Consider the following 23,095-nt stretch of genomic DNA (forward strand, 5'->3'; position numbering starts at 1 on the left):
TAGTGCTCCAGGGAAGGGAAATCAGACGGGACCGGTCGACTCGCGTACGACGAGCCGGGGTTGTCCGGTGAGGGGTTCAGGGGGGATGTCCTCGCCGCACCGCGCCAGCAGCGTCCGTGCGGCGGCCGCGCCGGCCCGCTGGACGTACTGGTCGACCGTGGTCAGCCGGGGATGGATCCAGCTGCCCACGGGCAGGTTGTCGTAGCCGACGACGGACAGGTCGGCGGGTACCGAGAGCCCCGCGCGCTGCGCGGTGCCGATCCCGCACACCGCCATCGAGTCATTGGCGAAGACGATGGCGGTCGGCCGCGGTTCCAGGGCGAGCAGCCGCTCGGTTGCGGCGGTGGCCGCGGCCTCGGTGAAGTCCGTGTGGTGCACGGCGACCGGGGCCAGGCCGGCCGCGGCCAGGGTCTCCTCGAGGACCTGCTGCCGGAAACGGGTGTGCAGCAGGGCGGTCGGCCCGGTCACATAGGCGATGCGCCGGTGGCCCAGGTCCAGCAGATGGCGGACCGTTTCGCTCACCCCGCTGCGGTGCGCGGCGCCCAGCAGGACCGCGGGCAGCCCGAGCCGTTCCAGCAGGGGCGGCCGCGGGTCGTCGGCCCGGTGCTCGGTCAGTACGGCCCCGTCGACCCGGCCCTCGGCGGCGAGCCGCTCGTACAGCGCGGTCTCCTCGCGCACATCGCCGGCCAGGTGCAGCAGCAGCCCGTACCCGCGCGGCGACAGCTCGCTCTCCAGGCCCGTGATCAGCTCGGAGAAGTGCAGATCGGTGCCGAGGACATCGGTGGGACGGCGTACGACCATCGCGACCGTACGGGTACGGGACCTGCGCAGCGCACTGGCGGACGCGCTCGGCGACCAGCCGAGCCGCCCGGCCGCCTCCAGGACGCGGCGCCGGGTCGGCTCGGAGATCCGGCCGGTGTTGTTGAAGACCTTGGACACCGCCGCCGTGGAGACCCCGGCCTGCGCGGCGACGTCCTTGATCGTGGGCCGGGGACCGGCCGCGGGAGCCGGACTCACATCTTCACCGCGCCGCTGACCAGGGCCTGCTGCATCCGCTTCTGCAGCAGCGTGTACATGATCCACACCGGGACGAGGGTGAGGATCGTGCCGGCCGTGAGGATGCCGTAGTCGGTGCCGATCTGCGATTTGAGGGTGGGCAGCGCGACCTGGATGGTCCGCAGGTCAGGATCGGGGCCGATGATGATCAGCGAGTACAGATACTCGTTCCAGAAGGTCAGGAAGTTCAGCAGCAGCACCGTCGCGATGCCCGGCATGCACATCGGGGTGTAGATGTGCCGCAGCACCCCGAACGTCGAAGCTCCGTCGATCCGGGCGGCCTCCTCCATCTCGGCCGGGATGGTCCGCATGAACTGGATGAGGATGACCACCGACAGCGGCATCGCGGTGGCGGGCAGGAACAGCACCATGAAAAGGCGGGTGTGGAAGAGCCCGGTGGCCGCCGAGAGCAGGAAGGTGGGGAAGAGGGCCGCGAAGGTGGGGATGAGGAAGCCGAGCGAGAAGATCCGTTCGATGGCTGCGCCGGTCCTGCCGCGCGCACGGGCCAGCGAGAACGCCGCGGGGATGGCGAGCCCCAGCGTCAGCGCCAGCGAGAACACCGTGACGATCCCGGAGTTGAGGATCGCCATCCCCAGATCGGCGCTCTCGAAGGCGGTGCGGAAGTTCCCGAACCCGAGCGAGGTCGGCGGGGCGAGCGGGTGCGCGAAGATCGCCTCGTTGGACTTGAACGCCGACGCCAGGAAGTAGTACAGCGGGATCGCGAGCAGGACGGCGTACGCCCACACCAGAATGTGCGCGGGGAGCCAGGACTTTCTGAACTTCATGGTGGCCATGGGGTCGGGCTCCGATCAGTAGCTCTGGCGGAAGGCGCGGCGGATGGCGAGCAGCCCGGCCAGCCCCGCGAGGAAGAGGACCACACCGACGGCCTGGCTGTAGCCCAGGTCGCTCTCCATGAACGCCTTCTCGTAGACGAGGAACGACAGCGTGGTCGAGGAGTTGGCGGGCCCGCCCTGGGTCAGCAGCAGCACCTGCTGCGCGGAGCCGAAGAGCGTCCACAGGAACTGGAGCATCGTGACGACGCCGACGTACTCCTTGATGACCGGGAAGTGGATGCGCCACATGGCGCGCCAGTGCCCGGCGCCGTCCAGCTGCGCCGCCTCGCCGATCTCCTCGGGCACGCTGTCGAGGCGCGCGGCGAAGAGGACGGCGGTGAAGCCGATACCGGCCCAGACGTCCAGGGCGATCAGACAGTAGAGCGCGGTGTCGGGGTTGGCGAGCCACGCGTCGGTGACCGACCCCAGGCCGACGGACTTGAGGGCGCCGTTGACCAGGCCGTCCGGGGAGAGGGCGGCGTAGAAGACCATGGCCTTGGCCGGGGTGGAGATGAGCCCGGGGACGAACAGCAGATAGCGGATCACCCGGTGGCCGGGCGGCTTCTGCGCGACGTAGTAGCCGACCATGTAGGCACAGACGATCATCACCGGAAGTGCGATGACCATCTGCAGACCGGTGTTGCGCACGGCCTGCCAGAAGACCGGGTCGTCGAAGAGTGCGCGGAAGTTGTCGGCCCCGGCGAAGGACGTCGGCTGGAGCATGCCGGGCCAGTGCAGGGCGGCGATCACGAAGATCGCCACCATCGGGCCGACCATGAAGACCAGATACCAGACGAGGGCGGGCAGCGCGAGGACCGTGGTGCGCGGCCCGCGCTGCCCGCGCCCGGCGGCCGCGGGTGGTGCGGCCGGCCGGGAGGCGGGCCTGACGGACGAGGTCATCGTCATGGGGTTGCCTCCTCAGGCGTTGCGGTACGCGCCCTGGAGCGCGGAGAGAATACGGCGGGAGCTGACGCCCGGGGTGAAGGCGGTGCTGGTGGCCTGGATCATCGGCTGGACGGCCGACGGGGGTACGTACAGGTCGGGCAGCACGACCTGGCTGACGTCGCTGCCCAGTTGCTGGGCCTTGGCGACCAGCGGGAACCGGTCGCTCAGGGTGTCCGTGCGTACGGCCATGTCCCGGCCGCCCTCCTCGATGAACCGGCTGACGACCTCAGGCCGGTACATGAAGCGGACGAACTTCTCGACGGTCCCGATCTTCTTGGTGCCGTTGGGGCTGACCCAGAACCCGGAGACGGTGAAGGTCCGCAGAATGGTCGGCCTGTCGTGCACAGCGCCCGGCGGCAGCGGCCAGCCTCCCACGTCCGTATGGTCGGCAACGTTGTCAGGGACGCGGGCGAGCGCCGAGGACATCGCCGACTGCATCGCGGCGGCCTCGGTGTTGAACTGGGTGGTCATCGTGTCGGTGGTGAGCCCCTGGGCCTTGTCGGTGAAGACCCCGGCGTCCCGCAGCTCGACGAAGTACTCGATGCCTTCCCTGGCTCCCTTGATCCCGCTGAAGTCCCCGGTGGCGTAGAGCTTCTTGGCCTGGTCCGCGGTGAGGAAGGACTGGATGATCTGGGCGAGGAGCTTCTGCCCGGTCCAGTCGTTGCCGCCGATGGTGACGGGGGCGGTGCCCTTGGCGCGGAGCTTCTTCGCGGCGGCGATCAGGGCGTCGCCGGTGAGCGGGATGTCCTCGACACCGGCCCTGCGCAGCAGCCGGCGGTTGAAGGCGACGGGCCAGTTGCTCGCGATGTACGGGAGGGCGCGGAGCCGGCCCTTGTCGTCGGTCCACTCGTCGAGCGCGGCGGGCAGGATACGTTTACGCAGGTCCCAGTCGTCCAGATAGCCGTTGACGGTCACGGTGGCGCCGAGTTCCGTCCAGGAGACGGTCTTGTCGTAGAGGTTGACCATGACGACGTCGGCCTCTTTGTGCGCCAGCCGCGAGGTCTCGTAGACCTGCCCCAGCTCGTCCCCGTTGATCAGGCTCTTGACCTTGAGCCCCGGGTTCTCCTTGCGGAACATGTCGAGAACGGCACGGAAGGTCGCGGAGCCGGGCGCGGTGCCGCCCAGCGAACTGTGGACGACCAGGGTGTCGGGGTCGGACTCGTCCCCTCCGACCAGCCCGCACCCGGAGAGCCCGGGCACGGCGACACCGGCGGCGACGGCCGCCCCCGCGGAGATGAACCCACGGCGATTCAGCTTGGAACGCACGGCGTGCGGCCTCCTACGGGGGAGCAGGGGAGTGGGAACCCCGGGAGGTGGTTAATCGATACACCCGCGAGGTGCGAGCACCGTACGAGGCGGCGGGGGCGCGGTCAACCCCCCGTTGCACATGGTGAACGGGGGGCTGGGAGATGGGGGAATCCGGCGATTTTGGCCTGGTACGGGGGCCGTTGGCCACGCCGGGGTCAGGAGCTGGTGAGGATGACGAGTCGCTGAGTCGCCCGGGTCATCGCGACATAGCGGTCGACCGCCCCTTCGATGCCCGTACCGAACGCCTCCGGGTCGACGAGAACCACCAGGTCGAATTCGAGGCCCTTCGACAGCTCCGGGGTCAGCGACCGGACGCGGCGCGTCGAGCGGAATCCGGGATCGCCGATGACACACGCGATCCCCTCGGTGTGCGCGGCCGGCCAGGCGTCGAGGATCGCGGTCAGCTCCGAGGCGGGCCCGTGGACGACGGGGACGCCGGTGCCGCGGACCGAGACCGGCACATTTGCGTCCGGAAGCGCGGCCCTGATGACGGGGGCGGCCTCCGCCATGATCTCTTCCGGGGTCCGGTAGTTGATGCTCAGCGACGCGAGCCTGATCCCGTCGAGCCCGATGCGTTCCAGCCGCTCCTGCCACGACTCGGTGAACCCGTGTCTGGCCTGGGCGCGGTCCCCGACGATGGTGAAGCTGCGGGACGGACACCGGAGCAGCAGCATCTGCCACTCGGCGTCGGTCAGTTCCTGGGCCTCGTCCACCACGATATGCGCGAACGGCCCGGCCAGCAGGTCCGGTTCGGCGCCGGACGGTGCGCTCTCGTCGATGAGGCTGCTCCGTACGTCCTCACCGTGCAGCATCGTCAGCACGCCTTCGCCGTCGTCGTCGGCGGCGAGCAGATTGTCGACGACCTTGGCCATCTGCTCGCGTTCGGCGGCGACGGACGCGCGGTGCCGGCGCTCGCGCCGTGCCGCCTCCGGGTCGCCGAGCCGCTGCCGTGCCGCGTCCAGGATCGGCAGGTCGGACACGGTCCAGGCGCGGGCGTCCCGGCGCTGCAACCGCCGTACGTCGTCGGGGCCGAGCCAGGGCGCGCACATCCGCAGATAGGCGGGTACCGACCACAGGTCTGCGACCAGGTCGGCCGCTTCGAGCAGCGGCCAGGCGCGGTGGAAGGCGGTGAGCAGCTCCCTGTTCCGCAGCAGCGACCCGCGGAGCTGACCGGCCGGCGCGTCTGCGTCGTCGTGCTTGTCCACCAGGATCGTGAGCAGCTCCTCCCAGACCTGGTCGCGTGCCTCGTTGTGCGGAGTGCCTGGTTCCGCCGCTTCGAACGCCAGGGCCCAGTCGTCGGCGCTCAGCCGGATGTCGGACCAGCGGGTCGTCACCGTCATCGCCTCGGCGGGCGGCTCCTCGTAGAACCTCACCGCCGTCTCCACCGCCTTGACCAGGCCGGCCGAGGACTTCAGGAGAGCGACACCCGGGTCGGCCTCGGTCACCGCCGCGGCACCCTCGGGGACGAGGTCCCGCAGGGTGCAGGTCTGGACGCCGTCCTCGCCGAGGCTGGGCAGAACATCGGCGACGTACCCCAGATACGGCTGGTGCGGACCGACGAACAGCACCCCGCCGCGGTGGTGGCCCAGGCGGGGGTCGGAGTGGAGCAGATAGGCGGAGCGGTGCAGCGCGACGACCGTCTTGCCCGTACCCGGACCGCCGTCGACGACGAGGGCGCCACGGGACCCCGCACGGATGATGGCGTCCTGGTCGGCCTGGATGGTGCCGAGCACATCGCGCATCCGTGGCGACCGGTTGCCGCCCAGACTGGCGATGAAGGCGGACTGGTCGTCGAGCGCGGCGTGCCCGGCGAACCCGTCCGATGTGAACACCTCGTCCCAGTAGTCGCTGATCCGGCCGCGGGTCCAGCGGTATCTGCGGCGGCTCGCCAGGCCCATCGGACGGGCGTGGGTGGCGCCGAAGAACGGCTCGGCGGCGGGGGAGCGCCAGTCGATGAGCAGACGGCGGCCGGCGCTGTCCTTGAGGCCGATACGGCCGACGTACACGGGCTCTTGACCGTCCGCGCCCACCATGCGTCCGAGGCACAGGTCGAGACCGAAGCGGCGCAGAGTGCGCAGACGGGCGGTCAGCCGGTGGATCTCCAGGTCCCGGTCCATGGCCTGCCGGCCGATGCCACCCGGTGCCTTGCGCTCGGCGTCCAGACGGCCGGACAGCTCGGCGATGGACTGGTCGAGGCACTCCGCGACGGCGGCGAAGTGCTGCTCGTCACGGGCGATCAGCGCCGGGTCGGCTTTGGCGGCGAGGGCTTGGGGAAGGGCGAACGCTCCGGTGGTGTGATCCTTCGCGGCTGCGGCTGCGGCTGCGGCTGCGGCTGCGGCTGCGGCAGTGGGAGTGGGAGTGGGGGTGGGAGTGGGAGTGGACGGTGGCGGGGGCGGCGGCTCGGTTCGGTCGGCCGTGTCGAGCAGCAGCCGGGCGGCCACGGCCGTCCCGTCGGTGCGGACCAAGTCGGCGACGGCGGCCGCCCGGGCGCGTGTCCCGGGGGACAGCGCCGTCCGGAGTGCGGCCGACAGGGAATCGACGGTCGGGGCCGGACCCTCGTGTGCGGCGCCGATGCCCAGGTCGGCCACCCGGCCGGCCCAGTACGGCTGGTCAACCGCCTGCGGTACCACCACCTGCGGCGCACCGGCCCTGGCCGCCGTGGTCGTCGTACCGGCGCCGCCGTGGTGGACGACGGCGGCCACCCGGCCGAACAACCGCTGCTGGTTGACCTCGCCGACGACGAAGCAGTCGTCCCGGTCGTCGGCCGGAGCCAGTTCGGCCCAGCCGCGGGACACGATCACGCGGCGGCCCCGAGCGCGGACCGCCTCCACGGCGACCCGGGCGATGTCGTGCGCCGTACGATCCTGCGACGACCGGCCTTTCGGCGCCCGGTCCTTCGACGCGTGCAGGGGCATGCTGCCGAAACCGACGTACACGGGCGGTGCCCCCGCGGCCAAGAACGCCTCGAGGTCCGCCGGGAGCGGGTGGACATCGGGCAGGATCCACGCGCCGGTCTGGACCACATCGAGGCCCGGGATCTCGTACCACGGGTCCAGGACCGGGTCCGTGGCCAGCCAGGGTCGGCCGCCGATGGCATAGTCGCGGACGCTGTCCACCGGCGGCAGGCCGGCCGACGCCCGGTTCGTGTTGAGCGCCGTACCGAACAGCGCGTCGATACTCCGGGCATCCAGGTCCCACAGCGTCTCGTTGTCGGTCACCTCCGGCGGGAACGGCCGCCCCGGATACGCCAGTGGCGGGTGGTGCGGCGACGGCAGGGTGAGCTGCTGGAAGGTCACGGACACCGAGCGGATGCCCAGCTTCTCGGCCACCGACCGCGCACCGGCCACGGCCGGCATCACACCGGTCGCCACCACCAGATCGCAGCCATCGGCCGCCGGGGGCACCGCGGCGAACTGGGAGGCGATCAGTTCGGCCGCGCGCCGGGGCAGCGCCGACGGCTGTGGCGCGGCGGTCGTCAGCGCCCGCGCCGGACGGCCGACCGGCACCAGCGGCACGCCCACCCCGGCCAGCCGCCCGGCGAACTCCTCGTCCGGCGGTGCGCACACCCGTACCTCCGCGCCGAGGTCCCGCAGCCGCGCCGCGAGCCCCACCAGCGGTTCGACGTCCCCGCGCGACCCATACGTCGACAACAGCACACGCACTTCGCGACCCCGCATTTTTCGTAGGCTCCGGCTTCGGCCGACGATTCTGCGGTACGACCGGGCCCTTGCCGCAAGCCCCCCAGTGCGCTATAAGTTAAAAGTGGCAAGGAGTGGGAAACCTCCTTGCCTTTTGTTTTGCCCTCCGCGCTTCCGGCCGCCGCGAAGCCGCACACGTCAGCACGAATTCGCACGGGGTCAGAGCGAATTCGACCAGTTGGCCAGGGTAGTGAAGTCCCTGGCCCGCAAGCCGTGCCGGGGCTTGATCCGCAGGAGCAGCGCGGGTGCGTCGTGGTGCGTCGCGACGTGCGCCGTGTCCAGGTCCGTGATCAGGTCGTCCACCCAGGCGAACGGGCGCCCGGCGGCCCACTCCAGGAGCGGACGGGTCTTCCAGTAGAGGCCGTCCGGGTCCTTGGCGAACAGCTCGGGCCATTCGATGACCGGGAGCGGGCCCGGCAGGCCGATGACCGGGGCGATCATCTCGTTCGCCTGGTGCATCCAGGTGGTGGCCCACGCCAGTTCGAAGGGGAGAGCGGTCAGTCGGGCGCCGTGCTCCGGGTGGAGCCGGACGCGCAGGCCGCGGCGGTGGGCCCGCGACCCCGGGGTCTGGCGGGCGAGCCAGTTCGCCGGGTGGAACCGGTGGGGCGTGTAGCCGCGCAGCCGGGCGAACCGGGCGGTGTACGGGTTGAGGGGGCCATCCACGTCGATGAGGAGCAGCGGGCGATCCGTCATGACACGTTACTTCCCGTTGCGGCGTGCCCCAATGTCAGTGGTGCTGCATAGAGTTGATACGTGGTCGAAGAGACGCGGAACAGCGTGAGCGGGCATGCCGAAGTGGGGACGGTCGTCCAGGCCGGAAGCGTGGGGGAGGTCCACATTCATGGGAGTACGGATACGGGCCCCGAGATCACCGCGGTCCAGTTACCGCCCGACGTGGCGTACTTCGTCAACCGGGACGACGAACAGAGCGCTGTGATCAGAGCCGTTCACGGCCGCAGAGGGGCCGGTGGCGGAACGGACAGGGGCGCCACCGCGAATGCCGCGGGGCGGCCACTCGTCGTAACGGTCCATGGGCTGCGCGGCGTCGGCAAGACGGCGCTCGGGGTGCGGCTCGCGCGGGCGCTGGCCGGGGAGTTCCCCGATGCCCTGCGGTTCGTCGACCTGGACGACCACCGCAGGGACGGCGGCGTCGAGACCGCCGAGGTCCTGGGCGAGCTGCTCCGCTCGCTCGGGGTGCAGCCGGACTGGGTCGAGCCGGCATACGCCGGACGCAGGCGGCAGTACTGGGCCCGTACCCAGGGCAGACGTCTGGTCGTCGTGGTCGACAACGTCCGGGTCGGGCTTGAGCTGGAGCAGCTGCTGCCCGCATCGGCGGACTCCGTCGTGATCGCCCTCAGCCAGGGCCGGCTCGACGATCTGAAGGGCGGCGCCGACCTGGAGATTCCGCTGGGGCCGCTCGGCGACGAGCACGCCGCGCGGTTGCTGCGCGGACTCGCCGACGACCCGCGCTTCTCCGCCGAACCCGAGGCAGCCGAAGCCCTGGCCCGGGTGTGCGGGGGCCTGCCGGCCGCACTGGAGGTCGCGGGCGAGTGGCTCCGCAAGCATCGCAGGAGGGGGCTGCTGCGGCTGGCCGCCCAGCTGACCGACGAGCTGACGGAGAGGGGCCTGCCCGTGGTCGAAGCCGTCTGGGACGCGGCGTACGGGGACCTCGGTCCTGACGCCGCCCGGCTGTACCGGCTGCTCGCGGTGCACCCCGGCCGGTATCTCGCGCAGGAGACAGTGACCGCACTGCTCGGCGAGGGCACGGAAGCGGCCGAGGACGCCCTGGAGGAGCTGGAGCGGGCCGGTCTGCTGCTGCCGGGGCGGGGCGGACGCCCGGCGATGCACGATCTGGTGCTGGCCCACGCGGTCCGCTGCGCGCGGCGGCACGGCGGGGAGGCCGAGGCTGCCGAGGCGCGCGGGCGGGTGATCCGCTGGTATCTGCGACAGGCGCAGCGGGCGGACAAGCTGGCCGCGGGAGAGCGTATGACGTTCGCCGAGCCCGCGCCCGCGATCGAGGGGGCGCCGGATGTGGAGTTCGGGTCGAGCAAGCAGCGTGCCCTGCGGTGGCTGGAGGGCGAGCGGCTCGCGCTGTACGGATGTGTCCGTGCCGCGTACGCGCACGGCATGGACACCGAGGCATGGGCGCTCTGCGAGCCCTTGTGGACGCACTTTCTCGACCACGCGCACTACGGCGAGGTGACCGAGGCATTCCGTACGGGCCGGGACGCCGCACAACGGGCCGGGCACATCGCGGCCCTCGCACGGATGCGCTGCCAACTGGCCCGCCCACTCTGGGAACAGCAGCGGTACGAGGAAGCGGAGACCGAGGTACGGCTCGCGGTGAACGGCGCCCGGCTGCTCGGTGAAGCGCCGGCCGGGAACGAGCGGAAACTGTGGCCGTCCGCACTGGAGTTCCGCGGCCGGGTCCGCTCCGAACAGGGGGACTGGGCGGCCGCCGCGCGGGACTTCGAGGAGTCCCGGCAGATCCACACCCGGATCGAGAACCCGTACGGGGTGCTGCTCCAGACCCATCTGCTGGGACAGGCCGCCGCAGCCCTGGGTGAACTGGAGCGGGCGGCACAGCTGTTGGGGCGGGCCCATGCGATGGCCGGCGAGCAGCAGCGCGCAAGGATGACCGCCAGGACCGGTTTCGAACTGGGCCGGGTGCTGCAGGCGCTCACCCGCCGGGAGGAGGCCGCCGAGCTGTACGCGCTCGCTCTGGACGGGGCTCGCGAGCGCGGCTCAGGGCGGGACGAGGTGCGGATCCTGGAGGCGCTCGCCTCACTCGCGGCGGACGGCGGCGACGAGGAGACGGCATCGGCACACCGCGCGTCGGCCCGGGCGATCCGCGAACGGGGAGGGGGCCTTCCGGACGCGGAATCCGACGACACGGGCAGCCCCTCCTGACGGGTCCCGCTTACAGCTCGTGGGCCGCTTCATCGTCGGTGGCCGGGGCCAGGTGCGTGCGGTACGTACGGCCCGCCACCCGGCAGTACAGGGTGACCGGGGCACACGGGTGCGGGTTGTCGGCGAGCCAGGCGTGCACGCCGGAGAGGGCGGCGGCCGGATCGGTCCGTACGACGGTCCCTTCGCCGGTGGAGCCCTCGATACGGACGGTGAGCAGCGGTGCCTCCGCGCTGCGGAGCAGCCAGCGGGAGCCCGACAGTTCGGCCGCTGCGGTACGGGGCCCCGGGTGGTCGGCGAGGGCGCGGGCGGTCCAGCCTGCCGCTGTCCAGGTGACGGAGTGCGGCCCGGTCCGGCGCTGCCGGGCGCGGCGGCGGAAGAGCAGCGCCGCGCTCTGGGACTGGGGGACCGCGGCGTGTTCCGGCTCGGCCGCGAGGTGGTGGGCGGGGAGGTCGGTGTGGGCGGGGCGCCGTTCGACGCGGATGTGCTCGCCGTTCACTTCCGTCCGCACGGCGAAGGCCGCCGGGGTGCGGGAGGCGGGAGCGGGCGAGGGAAGGGGGCGAGCGCCGATCGCGTCAGTGGGCGGAGCGATGCCCAGCAGTGCGTAGAGCCCGGTCCGTAGCTGCTCCAGGGACCTGCCCCGTTCGGCGAAGGCCGGGGCGGCCAGGGCCCGTACGGCCTGGGGGGAGTGGGCTGCCAGCGCCGGTTCCAGAGCGGCCGGGGTATCCAGGGCCGCCACCCGGGAGAGGATCCCGGCCATCGGGGTGCCGGGGATGAGTTCGCTGCCGCCGTCGCACGCCGCTGCCAACGGGATGCCCAGCGCCGCCGCGTACAGCGCCGTCGAACCGTGATCGGTGATGACACCGTCGGCAGCCACGAGGACCGAGGCCCACTCCTCGTACGGCCGGGCCAGGAGCATTCCCGACGCGAGCGCGGGGGCGAGAGCCTGCCGCAGGTCGTACTCGCCGGTCCTGCTGTGCTCGTTCGGATGCAGGATGAGCGCGAACTGATAAGCGTCGTAGTCGAGTTGGGTAGTCAGTTCGGCGGGCAGGCCGGGCCGCCGCGCCAGCAGCGACTCCGGCCCCCAGGTCGAGGTGAGGGCGATGAGCCGGCGGCCACCGGTCCCCAGGGCGCTGCGGTAGGTGTCACGGCGCGGCAGCGAGGCGAGCAACCGGTCCAGTACAGGGTCGCCGACCACGGCCGCACGGGCGGCGGCGGCCGGGCTCCGGGCCGCGAGCCGTGCGACCTGGCCGGGGTGGGCGAGTCCGTGCAGATCGGCGAGGGGCCGGCCGTCACGCAGCAGCCATGCCGGGTCGAGCCCGGACGCGGAATCGGGTGAGCCCTCACCGGCGAGTGACTTGTTGAAGCCCGCACCGTGCGGGAGGAGGGCGAGCGGGCCGGTCAGCAGATCCAGATCGCCCTTGGGGCTGGCGGCGACGATCAAGTCGTACGGCTGCCGCAGGGCCTGCTCCCAGGGGATGGTGCGCGCGCCTGCCTGCTCTATCGCGGTGAGCGCGTCGACCCCGAACTCCGAGCCGGGGATCAGGGTGAACCGGCGGGGGCCGATCCTGTTGTCACCGGCGAAGACCGGTGCGACGTCGAGGAGCCGGTGCAGGGCGGTCGCGGAACGCGCCGCGAAGAGAACCGACTTCTTACCGACTTCTTGAGGCTGCCCGCTGCCCGCTGCCCGCTGCCCGCTGCCCGCTGCCCGCTGCCCGCTGCCCGCTGCCCGCTGCCCGCTGCCCGCTGCCCGCTGCCCGCTGCCCGCTGCCCGCTGCCCGCTGCCCGCTGCCCGCTGCCCGCTGTTTGGATTGTTCATTCTAGGCCGTGGCGTGCTGTCGTGAATGGTGTTTTTGCCATCTGATGACGGATGCGGTGGGCGGATTCGACGGCCTGGACAGTGGCATGCCGAGATCCTACCGGGAGCGCCGTCCCGCTCCTTCTCCCCCTGAACGGCGGCATTAATAATCCCTGGATCCACGGGAGTTGTCGCTGCTACGTTCCATCCGTGGTGAAACTCAATCAGATCATCGCAGTCGAAAAGGGAATCAAGTCCAAGTCCCACCAGGACCTCACCGCGGCCCAGCAGGGACTGCAGAAGCCGGTCCTGCTGTCGGGAATTTCCCGCACCTACCAGCCGAAGGACGAAGAGGGCGAGCAGTTGCCGCCCGAGTCCACCCGGGTCCAGGTGCAGGCCGAGGACGTGCTGCGTGATACGGCCGCCACCCTGACCAGGCTCTTCGACGTCACTGCCACCAAGGACTGGGCGAACTGCTCCGCCCGCGCCGATGTGAAGGTCGATGGCCGCGTACTGCTCACCGCCGTGCCGGTCTCCTATCTGCTGTTCCTGGAGAAACAACTCACCGATCTCCATACCTTCGCGCGGAAGCTGCCGATTCTCGACGCATCCGAATTCTGGGTGCAGGACCCCTCCACCGACGCCTGGAAGACCGAGCCGGTGCGCACGGTCCGTACGAGGAAAGTGCCCCGTAACCACGTCAAGGTCGAGGCGACCGAGAATCACCCGGCGCAGGTCGAGGTGTATTACGAGGATGTACCGGTCGGCTACTGGACCACCGTGAAGTTCTCCGGCGCGCTGCCCGCCCGCCGGGTCAATGAGCTGGTGGGCCGGATCGAGAAGCTGCAGCAGGCGGTGAAGTTCGCACGCGAGGACGCGAACGGCGCCGATGTCTCCGACGAGCATGTGGGTGACGCGGTATTCGGCTACCTCTTCGGGACCGGGCAGGGGTAGCGTCAAAGACTCCCCGGCCGCCTCAGTGCGGCCCGGGGTGCGCGAGGAGCGCAAGCTGAAACTGAAGTTCGTCGTGATGAAGCGGCATGAGCCGCGTTTTGTCTCAGACTCTCGCTCCAGACTCAGCATTCGCCGCTCATCGCCGGTCCGACCGGGCGCGGGCTTGGTCGTCGGTTGCCGGTTCGACCCCGGCCCGCCCCTCTCCGTGGGGCGGTAGCTCAATGGCAGAGCGCGACGACGTAACAGCTGACCCGTGCCCTCAAGCGCGCCGGCGTGTGCAGTGGGGCGGCATCATCAGGGCCCGGGGGTTGGACATACCTCCGGGCCCGCTCCATGCCACCCGCGCGTTACTCTCCGGCTCCCTGTGCCCCGACGCCCTGTGCCCCGATGCCCTGTGCCCCGATGCCCTGTGCCCCGATGCCCTGTGCCCCGATGCCCTGTGCCCCGACGCCCTGTTCTCCGACGCCCTGTTCTGCGGCGCCGCGCCCCTCTCCTTCCCGCTCCTCGACGGCGAGGACCGCCCCGTACGCACCGAACCCCGAGATCACCAGCCCGTCCCGGAACGTCAGCACCTCATAGACCCGCCCCCCGATCTGGTTCCGGTAGTCGATCACGAGCGAGTCCACCCCCGCCCGTACGTCCATGACGTCGAAGTGCAGATCGGGGATGCGGGCGAGCCCCGTCCGCCAGTACGCGCGCAGCTCGTCCTTGCCGCGAACCGTCCCCGACGCATCGCCGGTGAAGCGCGCGATCATCGGCGAACTGAAGGTCACCTCCTCGTGGTAGTGCGCGAGGATGCGCTCCACGTCGTGCGAGTTCCAGTCCTCCCGCCACTCCGCGGCGAACTTCTGCGCGAATTCCAGATCCATGCGCCCGATCGTAGAGACCGGTTCGGCGATGATGAACGTGTGCGACTCGAAGCGATCTCCTGGGAACGGCTGACCGGTGCTCTGGTCCGGAGCGCCGATGAACTGAAGGCCGCGGACGGCGGGCCCTGGCCCAAGATCGCGGTGGACGGTGCGCCCGCCGCACCCACCGGAGAACTGGCCGCCGCCGTCGCCGAGGGGCTGCGGGTCAGGGGCCGGTCCGCCCATGTGGTCAGTACGCAGGGCTTCCTGCGCCCGGCCTCACTGCGGTACGAGTACGGCAAGCGGGACCCGGACACGTACTACAGCGGCTGGTTCGACACCGGTGCGCTCTGGCGCGAGGTCTTCGGGCCGCTGGAGGCGGGCGGCAGCGGACGCGTGCTGCCCGACCTCTGGGACCCGGTGACCGACCGTGCCACCCGCAGCCCGTATCAGAAGCTGCCGGATGGAGCCGTGCTCATCGTGCACGGGCCACTGCTCTTCGGACACTGGTTTCCTTTCGATCTGAGCGTCCATCTTCGGCTGTCGCCGGGCGCTCTCAGCCGCCGCACCGGTACGGACGAGCAGTGGACGCTGTCCGCCTTCGAGCGGTACGAGGAGGAGGTCGCTCCCGCGGACACCGCGGACGTCGTCGTACGGGCCGACCACCCCGACCACCTCGCCTGGAGCGGGCCACCGTCCTGAGAACGAACCGGCGGCCCGAGGACCACCCGCCCGGGAACCGGCAACCGCCCCGCTACACGAGGCGCTTTATCTCGCCCCGCACCCGGTAGAAGCCACCCGACGACGAGTGCAGGGCGTCGACCACATAACGGGCGCCGGCCTGCCGTATCCCCCGGGGGAACTGGACGTGCCAGGTCGGCTCATAGCCGTCCGACACCACCTGGACCCGCAGCCGGCCCCCGACCTGTACGCACTCCACGACGATCCCGGCGCCCGGGGCGGGAACGGCGCTCACCGTGGCCACGTCCGCCGTCGGCGTGTAGGTGGGCAGGGCGGCCGCCTGCTTGACATCCACGGCGACCGGCAGGCTCCCGCCCTGCGCCGCGGTGATCGCCGCCTCACTTGCGTCGATGCAGGCCAGCGAGCCGTCGGTGGTGACGATATAGAGCTTCTCGTCGTGGTACTGCATGGAGAGCGCAGAACCGCCGCCCGTCCCCAGCTTCCACAGCCGGGTGCCGTCCGAGGTGAAGCAGTAGACGGACGAGGCCAGGTCGCCCGCGAAGACGTACTCCCCGTCGGCAGATGTCGCACAGGAGTACACCGCGGCGTCGCACTGGTACCGCGCTTCGCTCCTGCCGGTCGCCTTGGCGAGCCGCTCGACCACCTGGCGGCCGGTGCCCGCGTACACCGACGTCTCCTCCTGCCAGCCGAAGAGCACGCCGCCGAAGGTGTCCGTGTGCCACAACTCGCCGCTGCCGTCCGCCGCGTACGCCGTCACGCCGTGGGTGTGTCCGTGGTAGACCGCGTGGTCGTCGGCCCGGACCATCCACGCGTTCCTGCCCTTGGAGCGGCGCGACCACTGGAACTCGTCCTCGTGGTCGATGACCGTGAGCCCGCCGTTGTGGTCGGACACATTCAGCACGCCCTCGTGGATGTCCAGCCAGAAGATGTCCACGTCCTCCGCGATCTCGTAGGCGGCGAAGGGCACTTTGGACGACAGGTCGTACACCTTGCCGTCGTCGCAGCCCGCATAGATCCAGAAGTCGTCCGCGACCAGGCACTTGACGCCGTCGGGCAGCGAGAACCGGGCCAGCACCTCGCCGTCGTGACCCAGCGTGTAGACATCGCCGCGCTGGTTCCCCACCCAGCAGTGGTCCTCGTCGATATGGATCCCGAACGCCGAAGTGCCGGTGCGGAAGCGCCAGATGACGGGCGCCGTGGCCCGTGCCGTCGAGGGGGCGGAGGTCACCTGACGGCGGGTCACCGCGCGTGCCGCACGCTGTCCCCGCACGGCGGGCGCATATCCCTTGCGGACCTTCTCGCCCACCTTCTTCGCCGCGGCGGCCTGCGCCTTGGCGGCGGTCGGGAAGGTCGAGACCTGGCGCTGTCCATCCGCGCCGATCCTTCCGTACCGCACGGCCACCGTCGTCTCGCTGACGGTCACTTCGTAGAACTTGTGCGCCCCGGCGCCCTCCTGGGACAGCTCCAGATACGTCGTCTCTCCCGACCCGACAGTGACCACAGCACACCCCTCCCCAGGGACCGGCCCGTTCGGCCGTTCCTCACTGAATCCAAGCTAGATCCCACCACTGACAATCGGCCCGCCGCGCTGATCGGGCTGGTCAGGCCCGGTTGGCCCGCGCGCCCTGGACCCGAACGTGACGGCCGGTTCCGGGGACCGGGGGCTTCACGGAGACCGGCCGGCACGTCCCCGTGGACACCGGATTCATCCAGCCCGTCCCGGTCGCTAAGGTTCCCGCCATGACGACACATGATCAGACCCCCGCCTCCTTCGCCGTGCACATACCGGATGCCGACCTCGAGCCCGAACCGCTCGACCCCGCACAGATCGTCTCCGGAGACCCCGTGGTCACCGGCAAGGTCCTGTGGGAGTCGGCTGACGGTACGCAGCTGCGCGGTATCTGGCAGATCACGCCCGGAGTGGTGACCGACACCGAGGCGAACGAGCTGTTCGTGGTCGTCAGCGGGCGGGCGACCGTCGCGGTCGAGGGCGGCGAGACGCTGCGGATCGGCCCCGGCGACGCGTGTGTGCTGCGCGAGGGAGACCGTACGACCTGGACCGTCCACGAGACGTTGCGCAAGGCGTACCACATCAGCCTCTGAGCCCCGGTCCTCCGAAGCCCGGAACAACCGCGCCGGAGCAACCGCCCGGAGCAGCCGTCCGGAGCAGCCGTACGGAACGACCGCTCAGAACAGAGGCTGCGGCAGCACGCCCTCCAGGGCCAGGAGCTGCCGCTTCGTCTCCTGGCCGCCGCCGAATCCGCCCAGGCCGCCGTCGCTCTCCACCACCCGGTGGCAGGGCACGACGACGGGCAGCGGGTTCGACGCCATCGCGACGCCCACCGCCTGCGCGGCGCCCGGCTGCCCCACCCGCCGGGCCAGGTCGCCGTACCCCACGACGGAGCCGTAGGGCACGCCGGCCGCCAGCTCGCGCAGCACCCGGCGGTTGAACCCCCCGGTCAGCGTCCAGTCCAGCGGCAGTGTGAAGGCGCGCAGCTCACCGTCGAAGTAGGCGGCCAGCTGACGTATGGGCTCGGCCAGCCGCGCCGACTCCGGCGCCTCGACGGGCGGGGCCGCGAACCGGACGGCCAGCCGCTCCAGCGCGGTGCGGCGCACCGCCGGAGCGGCGTGGAAGACGACCCCGGCCAGCCCCCTGCTGGTCGCGGCCAGCAGCAGCGGGCCGATGCTGCTGCCGACCGTGGTCCACTCGACACCCTGCGTTTCTTTCTCCACGACACCACCGTACGGCGGCCCACCGACAGCGCGGCCGGACGGCGAACGGACCCGGTTGTCAGTGGGTGGTCGTACGGTGGTTGCATGCGGCCCGTTTCCAAGATCGAACGCACGGTGGCGCCTTTCGAGGTCGTCAGTCCCTACCAGCCCAGCGGTGACCAGCCGACGGCCATCGCCGAGCTCGACAAGCGTATCCGTGCAGGTGAGAAGGATGTCGTCCTGCTCGGCGCGACCGGCACCGGCAAGTCGGCGACCACTGCCTGGATGATCGAGAAGCTGCAGCGCCCCACCCTCGTGATGGCGCCGAACAAGACGCTCGCCGCCCAGCTGGCGAACGAGTTCCGCGAGCTGCTCCCCAACAACGCCGTCGAGTACTTCGTCTCGTACTACGACTACTACCAGCCCGAGGCGTACGTCCCGCAGTCCGATACGTACATCGAGAAGGACTCCTCGATCAACGAAGAGGTCGAGCGCCTGCGCCACTCCGCGACGAACTCGCTGCTGACCCGCCGCGACGTGGTCGTGGTCGCCTCGGTCTCCTGCATCTACGGCCTCGGCACGCCGCAGGAGTACGTGGACCGGATGGTGTCGCTCAAGGTCGGCCAGGAGCTGGACAGGGACGAGCTGCTGCGCCGGTTCGTCGACATCCAGTACACACGCAATGACGTGGCGTTCACCCGCGGCACCTTCCGGGTGCGCGGCGACACCATCGAGATCTTCCCCGTGTACGAGGAGCTCGCCGTCCGGATCGAGATGTTCGGCGACGAGATCGAGGCGCTCTCGACGCTGCACCCGCTCACCGGCGAGATCATCAGCGAGGACGAGTCCCTCTATGTCTTCCCGGCCACCCACTACGTGGCGGGCCCTGAGCGCATGGAGAAAGCGGTCAACGGCATCGAGAAGGAGCTGGAGGAGCGGCTCGCCGAGCTGGACAAGCAGGGCAAGATGCTGGAGTCCCAGCGGCTGCGCATGCGCACCACGTACGACCTGGAGATGCTGCGCCAGATCGGCAGCTGCTCCGGCGTCGAGAACTACTCGATGCACTTCGACGGCCGAGACCCCGGCACGGCGCCCAACACGCTCCTGGACTACTTCCCGGAGGACTTCCTCCTCGTCCTGGACGAGTCGCATGTCACCGTCCCGCAGATCGGCGCGATGTACGAGGGCGACGCCTCCCGCAAGCGCACCCTGGTGGACCACGGCTTCCGGCTGCCGTCAGCCCTGGACAACAGGCCGCTGAAGTGGGAGGAGTTCCAGAAGCGGATCGGGCAGACGGTCTACCTCTCGGCCACGCCCGGAAAGTACGAACTGTCGCGGGGCGACGGCTTCGTGGAGCAGATCATCCGCCCCACCGGGCTCGTCGACCCCGAGGTCGTCGTCAAACCCACCGAGGGCCAGATCGACGACCTGGTCCACGAGATCCGTCTGCGTACGGAGAAGGACGAGCGGGTCCTGGTCACCACCCTCACCAAGAAGATGGCCGAGGACCTGACCGACTACTTCCTCAATCTGGGCATCCAGGTGCGCTATCTGCACAGTGATGTCGACACGCTGCGCCGTATCGAGCTGCTGCGCGAACTGCGCGCCGGGGAGTACGACGTACTGGTCGGCATCAACCTGCTGCGTGAGGGGCTCGACCTCCCCGAGGTGTCGCTGGTCGCCATCCTCGACGCGGACAAGGAGGGCTTCCTCCGGTCGGGCACATCACTGATCCAGACCATCGGCCGTGCGGCGCGGAACGTCTCCGGGCAGGTCCACATGTACGCGGACCGGGTCACCCCGGCGATGGAGAAGGCCATCGAGGAGACCAACCGGCGCCGCGAGAAGCAGGTCGCGTACAACAAGGAGCGCGGGCTCGACCCGCAGCCGCTGCGCAAGAAGATCAACGACATCGTCGCGACGATCGCTCGCGAGGAGGTCGACACCGAGCAGCTGCTCGGCACGGGCTACCGCAAGGCCAAGGACGGCAAGCAGCCGGTGACTCCGGTGCCGACGCTCAGCGGTGCGGCCGCCAAGGGCGGCAAGGGCAGCAAGGGTGCGAAGGGAGGGCGGGCGGTCCCGACCGACCGCCCCGCCGAGGAACTGGCCGGAATCATCGAGGAGATGACCGAGCGGATGCGCGCCGCGGCCGCGGATCTGCAGTTCGAGGTGGCCGCCCGGCTCCGTGACGAAGTCGGCGAGCTGAAGAAGGAGTTGCGCCAGATGAAGGAGGGCGGGCTGGCCTGACCCCGTTGTTGCAAGAACGACACAAAAACGTCCCGGCCCTCCTGCGGCGTCCGCGCGACTGCGTAGGGTGCGGGGAAAACGTGGGGAAAACAGGAAGAAGGGACAGCGCGTGACGGCCAATTTTGCCAAGGGCCCTGGCGTCAACCTGACCAAGGGGCAGGCCATCAGCCTGCAGAAGAACGACGGGGGTTCCCTGACCGCGGTGCGGATGGGACTGGGATGGCAGGCGGCGCCGCGCCGTGGGCTGTTCGGTTCCCGCACGCGGGAGATCGACCTCGACGCGTCGGCGGTGCTCTTCGCCGACAAGCAGCCGGTGGACGTGGTGTTCTTCCGCCACCTCGTCAGCGACGACGGCTCTGTGAAGCACACCGGTGACAACCTGGTGGGCGGCGCCGGCCAGGGCGGCGACGACGAGGCGATCCTGGTCGACCTCGCGCGGGTTCCCGTCCACATCGACCAGATCGTCTTCACGGTGAACTCCTTCACCGGCCAGACGTTCCAGGAGGTGCAGAACGCCTTCTGCCGCATCGTCGACGAGACCAACGGCGAGGAGCTCGCCCGCTACACGCTCGACGGCGGCGGCCAGTTCACCGCCCAGATCATGGCGAAGGTGCACCGCTCGGGCGGCGGCTGGCAGATGACGGCCATCGGCAACCCGGCCAACGGCCGTACGTTCCAGGACCTGATGCCGGCGATCCTGCCGCACCTGTAGGCACGACCCGGCGCTCTCGAAGAGCGCGAAAGCGGTTCCCGGCGGCCCGAGGCTGCCGGGAACCGGCCGTTCCAGCGGGGGGGCCGAGCGGTTCCCGAGCGGGTTCCGACGTGGCTCCGGCGCGTGGAACCGCATGCTGACGACCAACTGAAACGTGACGAAGCGCAACGCGGGAAGCGCAACGCGACGAGGGGGCACGTGCGATGACGGCCGAGCTGGTCCGGGGGCAGAACCACCCCTTGCCCGTGGCCCGACTGGAAATCCGGGTGTCGGCCGGGAAACCGGTCCTGGCCGGTGCGACGCTCAGCGACGAGCAGGGCAGGGTCCGCGGCGCGGAGTGGGTCGCCCACCCCGGATCGCCGCGGCTGCCCGGTGTCGAAGTGCCCCGGCAGGCGGCGGCGGACCACCGGCTCGCGGTGGACCTGGCGGCGCTGCCGGAGGCCGTGCACCGGGTGCAGGTCCTGCTGGCGCTGCCCACAGGCACCGGCGGACCCACCGCGTTCGCCTCGGTCACCGCACCCTTCACCGCTGTCACCGGGCCGGCCGGTGCGGAAATCGTCAGCTACTCCATCACCGGACTCGGCGCCGAGTCCGCGGTCATCGCCCTGGAGCTCTACCGCAGACAGGGCGCCTGGAAGGTCCGTGCCGTCGGCCAGGGGTACGCGGGCGGCCTCGCCGATCTGCTCGGTGACCAGGGACTGCCGGACGCCCGTCAGCTCGCGGACGTGATCCAGACCTCGGTTGCCGACGGCGCGGCCCGCTCGGTGGCGCCGGCCCCGCAGGCCGTAGCCGTACGGGACGAGGAACCGCGACCCGTACGCGACGAGGGCCCCGGCAGCCCCGGAACGAGCAGCCACCGTCCCGGCGGCCCGGTCGACTACACGCATCCGCGACGGCGGCGCACCGCGCCCCCGACACCGCCCCCGACAACGCCCCCGGCGTCGCCTTCCACACCGCCCGGCGCCCGGCCCGACGGACCGCCACAGCCCCTCGCGGGTGACGCCACCGGCTGGTCCATGGAGGAGCGCCTGTACAACCAGATCTGGGGCATGTTCGAGGATCTGGCCCGCACAGCAGCCGCGTACCGCAGCGCCGTCGACTTCGCCGATTCACGTCTGGAGCGCGAGATCGACGAGGCGCTCTCCGACCCCCGCGGCCGTACCGGTCCCGCGGGCGCCGAGGCCAGGCGGCAGGCCCAGGAGAAGCGGGACGGGCTGACCGCTCAGGCACGCGAGGTGCTCGACCGGGACCTCGGCCAGTTGCTCGCCGAGTCCCGGGTGGTCGAGCCGGCCCTGGCGCCGGCCTTCGCCCGCTGGGACCACCCGGTCTGGCACGGATACCGCGCGCCGACCCGGGCCCCGCTGGCCCTGCGCCTCGGAGATCTGCACCTGCCGGTCCGCCCCGAGCTGCGTATCCCCATGCTGGTGCGGCTGCCGCTGGAGCGCGGACTCTGGGTCGACAGCGGCCGTACCGGCGCCGGGCCGGACTCCGCATCCGGTGCCGGGCTCGATTCCGGCGCGCTGCGGGCGCGCGCCCTGGACACCGCGGTCGCCCTGGCCGTCCGTCTGCTCGCCGTCCACCCGGTGGGGGAGTTCACCGTGCAGGTGATCGATCCGGCGGGTTCGGGTACAGGGCCGCTCGCTCCGCTGACCGCCTCCGGGGTGCTCGACGCACCACCGGCGACCGGTGCCAAGGGCGTGGGCGCCGTACTGGCGCGGCTGGTGCAGTGGGTGGATCTGGTGCAGATGGCGGTGCGCGGGGACGCGGCCGACGCTCTCCCGCCCGAGCTGGACACGGCGGAGCAGCTGCTGATCGTCAATGACTTCCCGCACGGCTTCGACGACCGCGCCCTCACACAGCTGCGCTACCTGGCCGACGAAGGGCCTTCCGTCGGCGTCCATCTGCTGCTGGTCGCGGACCGTGAGGACGCCCGGGAGTTCGGTCCTGTGCTCGATCCGCTGTGGCGTTCGCTTCTGCGTATCACTCCGGTTCCTGATGACCACCTCGCCGACCCCTGGGTCGGGCACGCCTGGACGTACGAGCCGTCGCTGCCGCCGCCGGGCAGTGCGGTGCTCCGGACGGTGCTCGCCCAGGTCGCGACAGCTCGCCGCGCCTGACACTCGCTGACCTACTCACTTACTGACCTACTGACCTACTGACCTACTGACCTACTGGCCTGATGACCTGGGTCTTTGGATTAACCTTTACCAATCCCTTTACCTTCCCTTGGTGTTCCCTGTACTGTTCTTGGTGCGGAGGGGAGTACTCCCCAAGTGCGGCGCACCCGTCAGTACGGACCTGTTCGGGTTCCGGGGCGCCGGCCCGATGTGCCGGTCCGTCCGGCGCGGGTGGAAGAGACCTCCGGCAGCGACGAC

The 23,095-nt window shown here is 70.8% G+C and carries 17 protein-coding genes and 1 pseudogene; 7 read left to right on the forward strand and 11 right to left on the reverse strand.

Annotation, left to right across the window (positions count from 1 at the left end; translation table 11 throughout):
• Positions 1-21 precede the first annotated feature (21 nt).
• The 7 genes and pseudogenes from OG510_RS29280 to OG510_RS29310 all read right to left on the reverse strand — a co-directional run bounded on the left by OG510_RS29280 (position 22) and on the right by OG510_RS29310 (position 8,533).
• On the reverse strand, positions 22-1,017 hold the full coding sequence (locus OG510_RS29280; protein WP_406140747.1) for a LacI family DNA-binding transcriptional regulator: 996 nt from the start codon (positions 1,015-1,017) through the stop codon (positions 22-24).
• Entirely contained in the window at positions 1,014-1,841 is an 828-nt protein-coding gene (locus OG510_RS29285) for a carbohydrate ABC transporter permease (RefSeq protein ID WP_164266585.1), read from the reverse strand. Before OG510_RS29285 ends, OG510_RS29280 begins: the two co-directional genes overlap by 4 nt.
• Before the next feature lie 24 nt (positions 1,842-1,865).
• Complete coding sequence (locus OG510_RS29290) at positions 1,866-2,795, reverse strand: carbohydrate ABC transporter permease (protein WP_406140748.1); 930 nt, start codon at positions 2,793-2,795, stop codon at positions 1,866-1,868.
• Between the two features lie 12 nt (positions 2,796-2,807).
• On the reverse strand, positions 2,808-4,100 hold the full coding sequence (locus tag OG510_RS29295; protein ID WP_406140749.1) for an ABC transporter substrate-binding protein: 1,293 nt from the start codon (positions 4,098-4,100) through the stop codon (positions 2,808-2,810).
• Between the two features lie 197 nt (positions 4,101-4,297).
• Positions 4,298-6,568, reverse strand: a complete 2,271-nt coding sequence (gene helR, locus OG510_RS29300) for an RNA polymerase recycling motor ATPase HelR (RefSeq protein ID WP_406142615.1) — start codon at positions 6,566-6,568, stop codon at positions 4,298-4,300.
• Positions 6,551-7,819: pseudogene (locus OG510_RS29305) on the reverse strand (glycosyltransferase); the annotation flags it as partial. The pseudogene OG510_RS29305 and the gene helR, both read right to left, overlap by 18 nt.
• 180 nt (positions 7,820-7,999) lie before the next feature.
• Positions 8,000-8,533: a hypothetical protein gene (locus OG510_RS29310; RefSeq protein ID WP_406140750.1), complete on the reverse strand. Its 534-nt coding sequence runs from the start codon at positions 8,531-8,533 to the stop codon at positions 8,000-8,002.
• 60 nt (positions 8,534-8,593) lie between these two features.
• On the opposite strand from OG510_RS29310, the gene OG510_RS29315 reads away from it, so the two are divergent.
• Positions 8,594-10,750, forward strand: coding sequence for an NB-ARC domain-containing protein (locus OG510_RS29315; protein WP_406140751.1), 2,157 nt, complete (start codon positions 8,594-8,596; stop codon positions 10,748-10,750).
• A 10-nt stretch (positions 10,751-10,760) separates the two neighbouring features.
• On the opposite strand, the gene OG510_RS29320 is transcribed toward OG510_RS29315, so the two are convergent.
• Entirely contained in the window at positions 10,761-12,566 is a 1,806-nt protein-coding gene (locus OG510_RS29320; protein ID WP_406140752.1) for a translation initiation factor 2, read from the reverse strand.
• 189 nt (positions 12,567-12,755) lie between these two features.
• Here OG510_RS29320 and OG510_RS29325 point away from each other — a divergent pair, with 189 nt between their 5' ends.
• Positions 12,756-13,499: a hypothetical protein gene (locus OG510_RS29325; protein ID WP_406140753.1), complete on the forward strand. Its 744-nt coding sequence runs from the start codon at positions 12,756-12,758 to the stop codon at positions 13,497-13,499.
• 347 nt (positions 13,500-13,846) lie between these two features.
• Here OG510_RS29325 and OG510_RS29330 read toward each other — a convergent pair whose 3' ends face one another.
• On the reverse strand, positions 13,847-14,368 hold the full coding sequence (locus OG510_RS29330; RefSeq protein ID WP_406140754.1) for a nuclear transport factor 2 family protein: 522 nt from the start codon (positions 14,366-14,368) through the stop codon (positions 13,847-13,849).
• Between the two features lie 39 nt (positions 14,369-14,407).
• On the opposite strand from OG510_RS29330, the gene OG510_RS29335 reads away from it, so the two are divergent.
• Positions 14,408-15,049: a uridine kinase gene (locus OG510_RS29335; RefSeq protein WP_406140755.1), complete on the forward strand. Its 642-nt coding sequence runs from the start codon at positions 14,408-14,410 to the stop codon at positions 15,047-15,049.
• A 52-nt stretch (positions 15,050-15,101) separates the two neighbouring features.
• On the opposite strand, the gene OG510_RS29340 is transcribed toward OG510_RS29335, so the two are convergent.
• Complete coding sequence (locus OG510_RS29340; RefSeq protein WP_406140756.1) at positions 15,102-16,550, reverse strand: WGR domain-containing protein; 1,449 nt, start codon at positions 16,548-16,550, stop codon at positions 15,102-15,104.
• Positions 16,551-16,789: 239 nt separating this feature from the next.
• On the opposite strand from OG510_RS29340, the gene OG510_RS29345 reads away from it, so the two are divergent.
• Positions 16,790-17,152, forward strand: coding sequence for a cupin domain-containing protein (locus tag OG510_RS29345; RefSeq protein ID WP_406140757.1), 363 nt, complete (start codon positions 16,790-16,792; stop codon positions 17,150-17,152).
• A gap of 84 nt (positions 17,153-17,236) precedes the next feature.
• On the opposite strand, the gene OG510_RS29350 is transcribed toward OG510_RS29345, so the two are convergent.
• Positions 17,237-17,782, reverse strand: coding sequence for a methylated-DNA--[protein]-cysteine S-methyltransferase (locus OG510_RS29350; RefSeq protein ID WP_406140759.1), 546 nt, complete (start codon positions 17,780-17,782; stop codon positions 17,237-17,239).
• An 84-nt stretch (positions 17,783-17,866) separates the two neighbouring features.
• On the opposite strand from OG510_RS29350, the gene uvrB reads away from it, so the two are divergent.
• The 3 genes from uvrB to OG510_RS29365 all read left to right on the forward strand — a co-directional run bounded on the left by uvrB (position 17,867) and on the right by OG510_RS29365 (position 22,837).
• Positions 17,867-20,008: an excinuclease ABC subunit UvrB gene (gene uvrB, locus OG510_RS29355; RefSeq protein ID WP_406140761.1), complete on the forward strand. Its 2,142-nt coding sequence runs from the start codon at positions 17,867-17,869 to the stop codon at positions 20,006-20,008.
• A gap of 145 nt (positions 20,009-20,153) precedes the next feature.
• Positions 20,154-20,720: a TerD family protein gene (locus tag OG510_RS29360; protein WP_164264775.1), complete on the forward strand. Its 567-nt coding sequence runs from the start codon at positions 20,154-20,156 to the stop codon at positions 20,718-20,720.
• Positions 20,721-20,923: 203 nt separating this feature from the next.
• A complete protein-coding gene (locus OG510_RS29365) occupies positions 20,924-22,837 on the forward strand; it encodes a TerD family protein (protein WP_406140762.1) in 1,914 nt (637 codons plus the stop codon).
• Positions 22,838-23,095: the final 258 nt, after the last annotated feature.

It is taken from the genome of Streptomyces sp. NBC_01089 (assembly GCF_045162975.1).
Lineage (GTDB): Bacteria > Actinomycetota > Actinomycetes > Streptomycetales > Streptomycetaceae > Streptomyces.

Coding starts and splice junctions, on each gene's coding strand:
- OG510_RS29285 (WP_164266585.1), bottom strand. CDS start 1,841: ATGAAGTTCAGAAAGTCCTGGCTCCCCGCGCACATTCTGGTGTGGGCG.
- OG510_RS29290 (WP_406140748.1), bottom strand. CDS start 2,795: ATGACGATGACCTCGTCCGTCAGGCCCGCCTCCCGGCCGGCCGCACCA.
- OG510_RS29310 (WP_406140750.1), bottom strand. CDS start 8,533: ATGACGGATCGCCCGCTGCTCCTCATCGACGTGGATGGCCCCCTCAAC.
- OG510_RS29320 (WP_406140752.1), bottom strand. CDS start 12,566: ATGAACAATCCAAACAGCGGGCAGCGGGCAGCGGGCAGCGGGCAGCGG.
- OG510_RS29330 (WP_406140754.1), bottom strand. CDS start 14,368: ATGGATCTGGAATTCGCGCAGAAGTTCGCCGCGGAGTGGCGGGAGGAC.
- OG510_RS29345 (WP_406140757.1), top strand. CDS start 16,790: ATGACGACACATGATCAGACCCCCGCCTCCTTCGCCGTGCACATACCG.
- uvrB (WP_406140761.1), top strand. CDS start 17,867: ATGCGGCCCGTTTCCAAGATCGAACGCACGGTGGCGCCTTTCGAGGTC.
- OG510_RS29365 (WP_406140762.1), top strand. CDS start 20,924: ATGACGGCCGAGCTGGTCCGGGGGCAGAACCACCCCTTGCCCGTGGCC.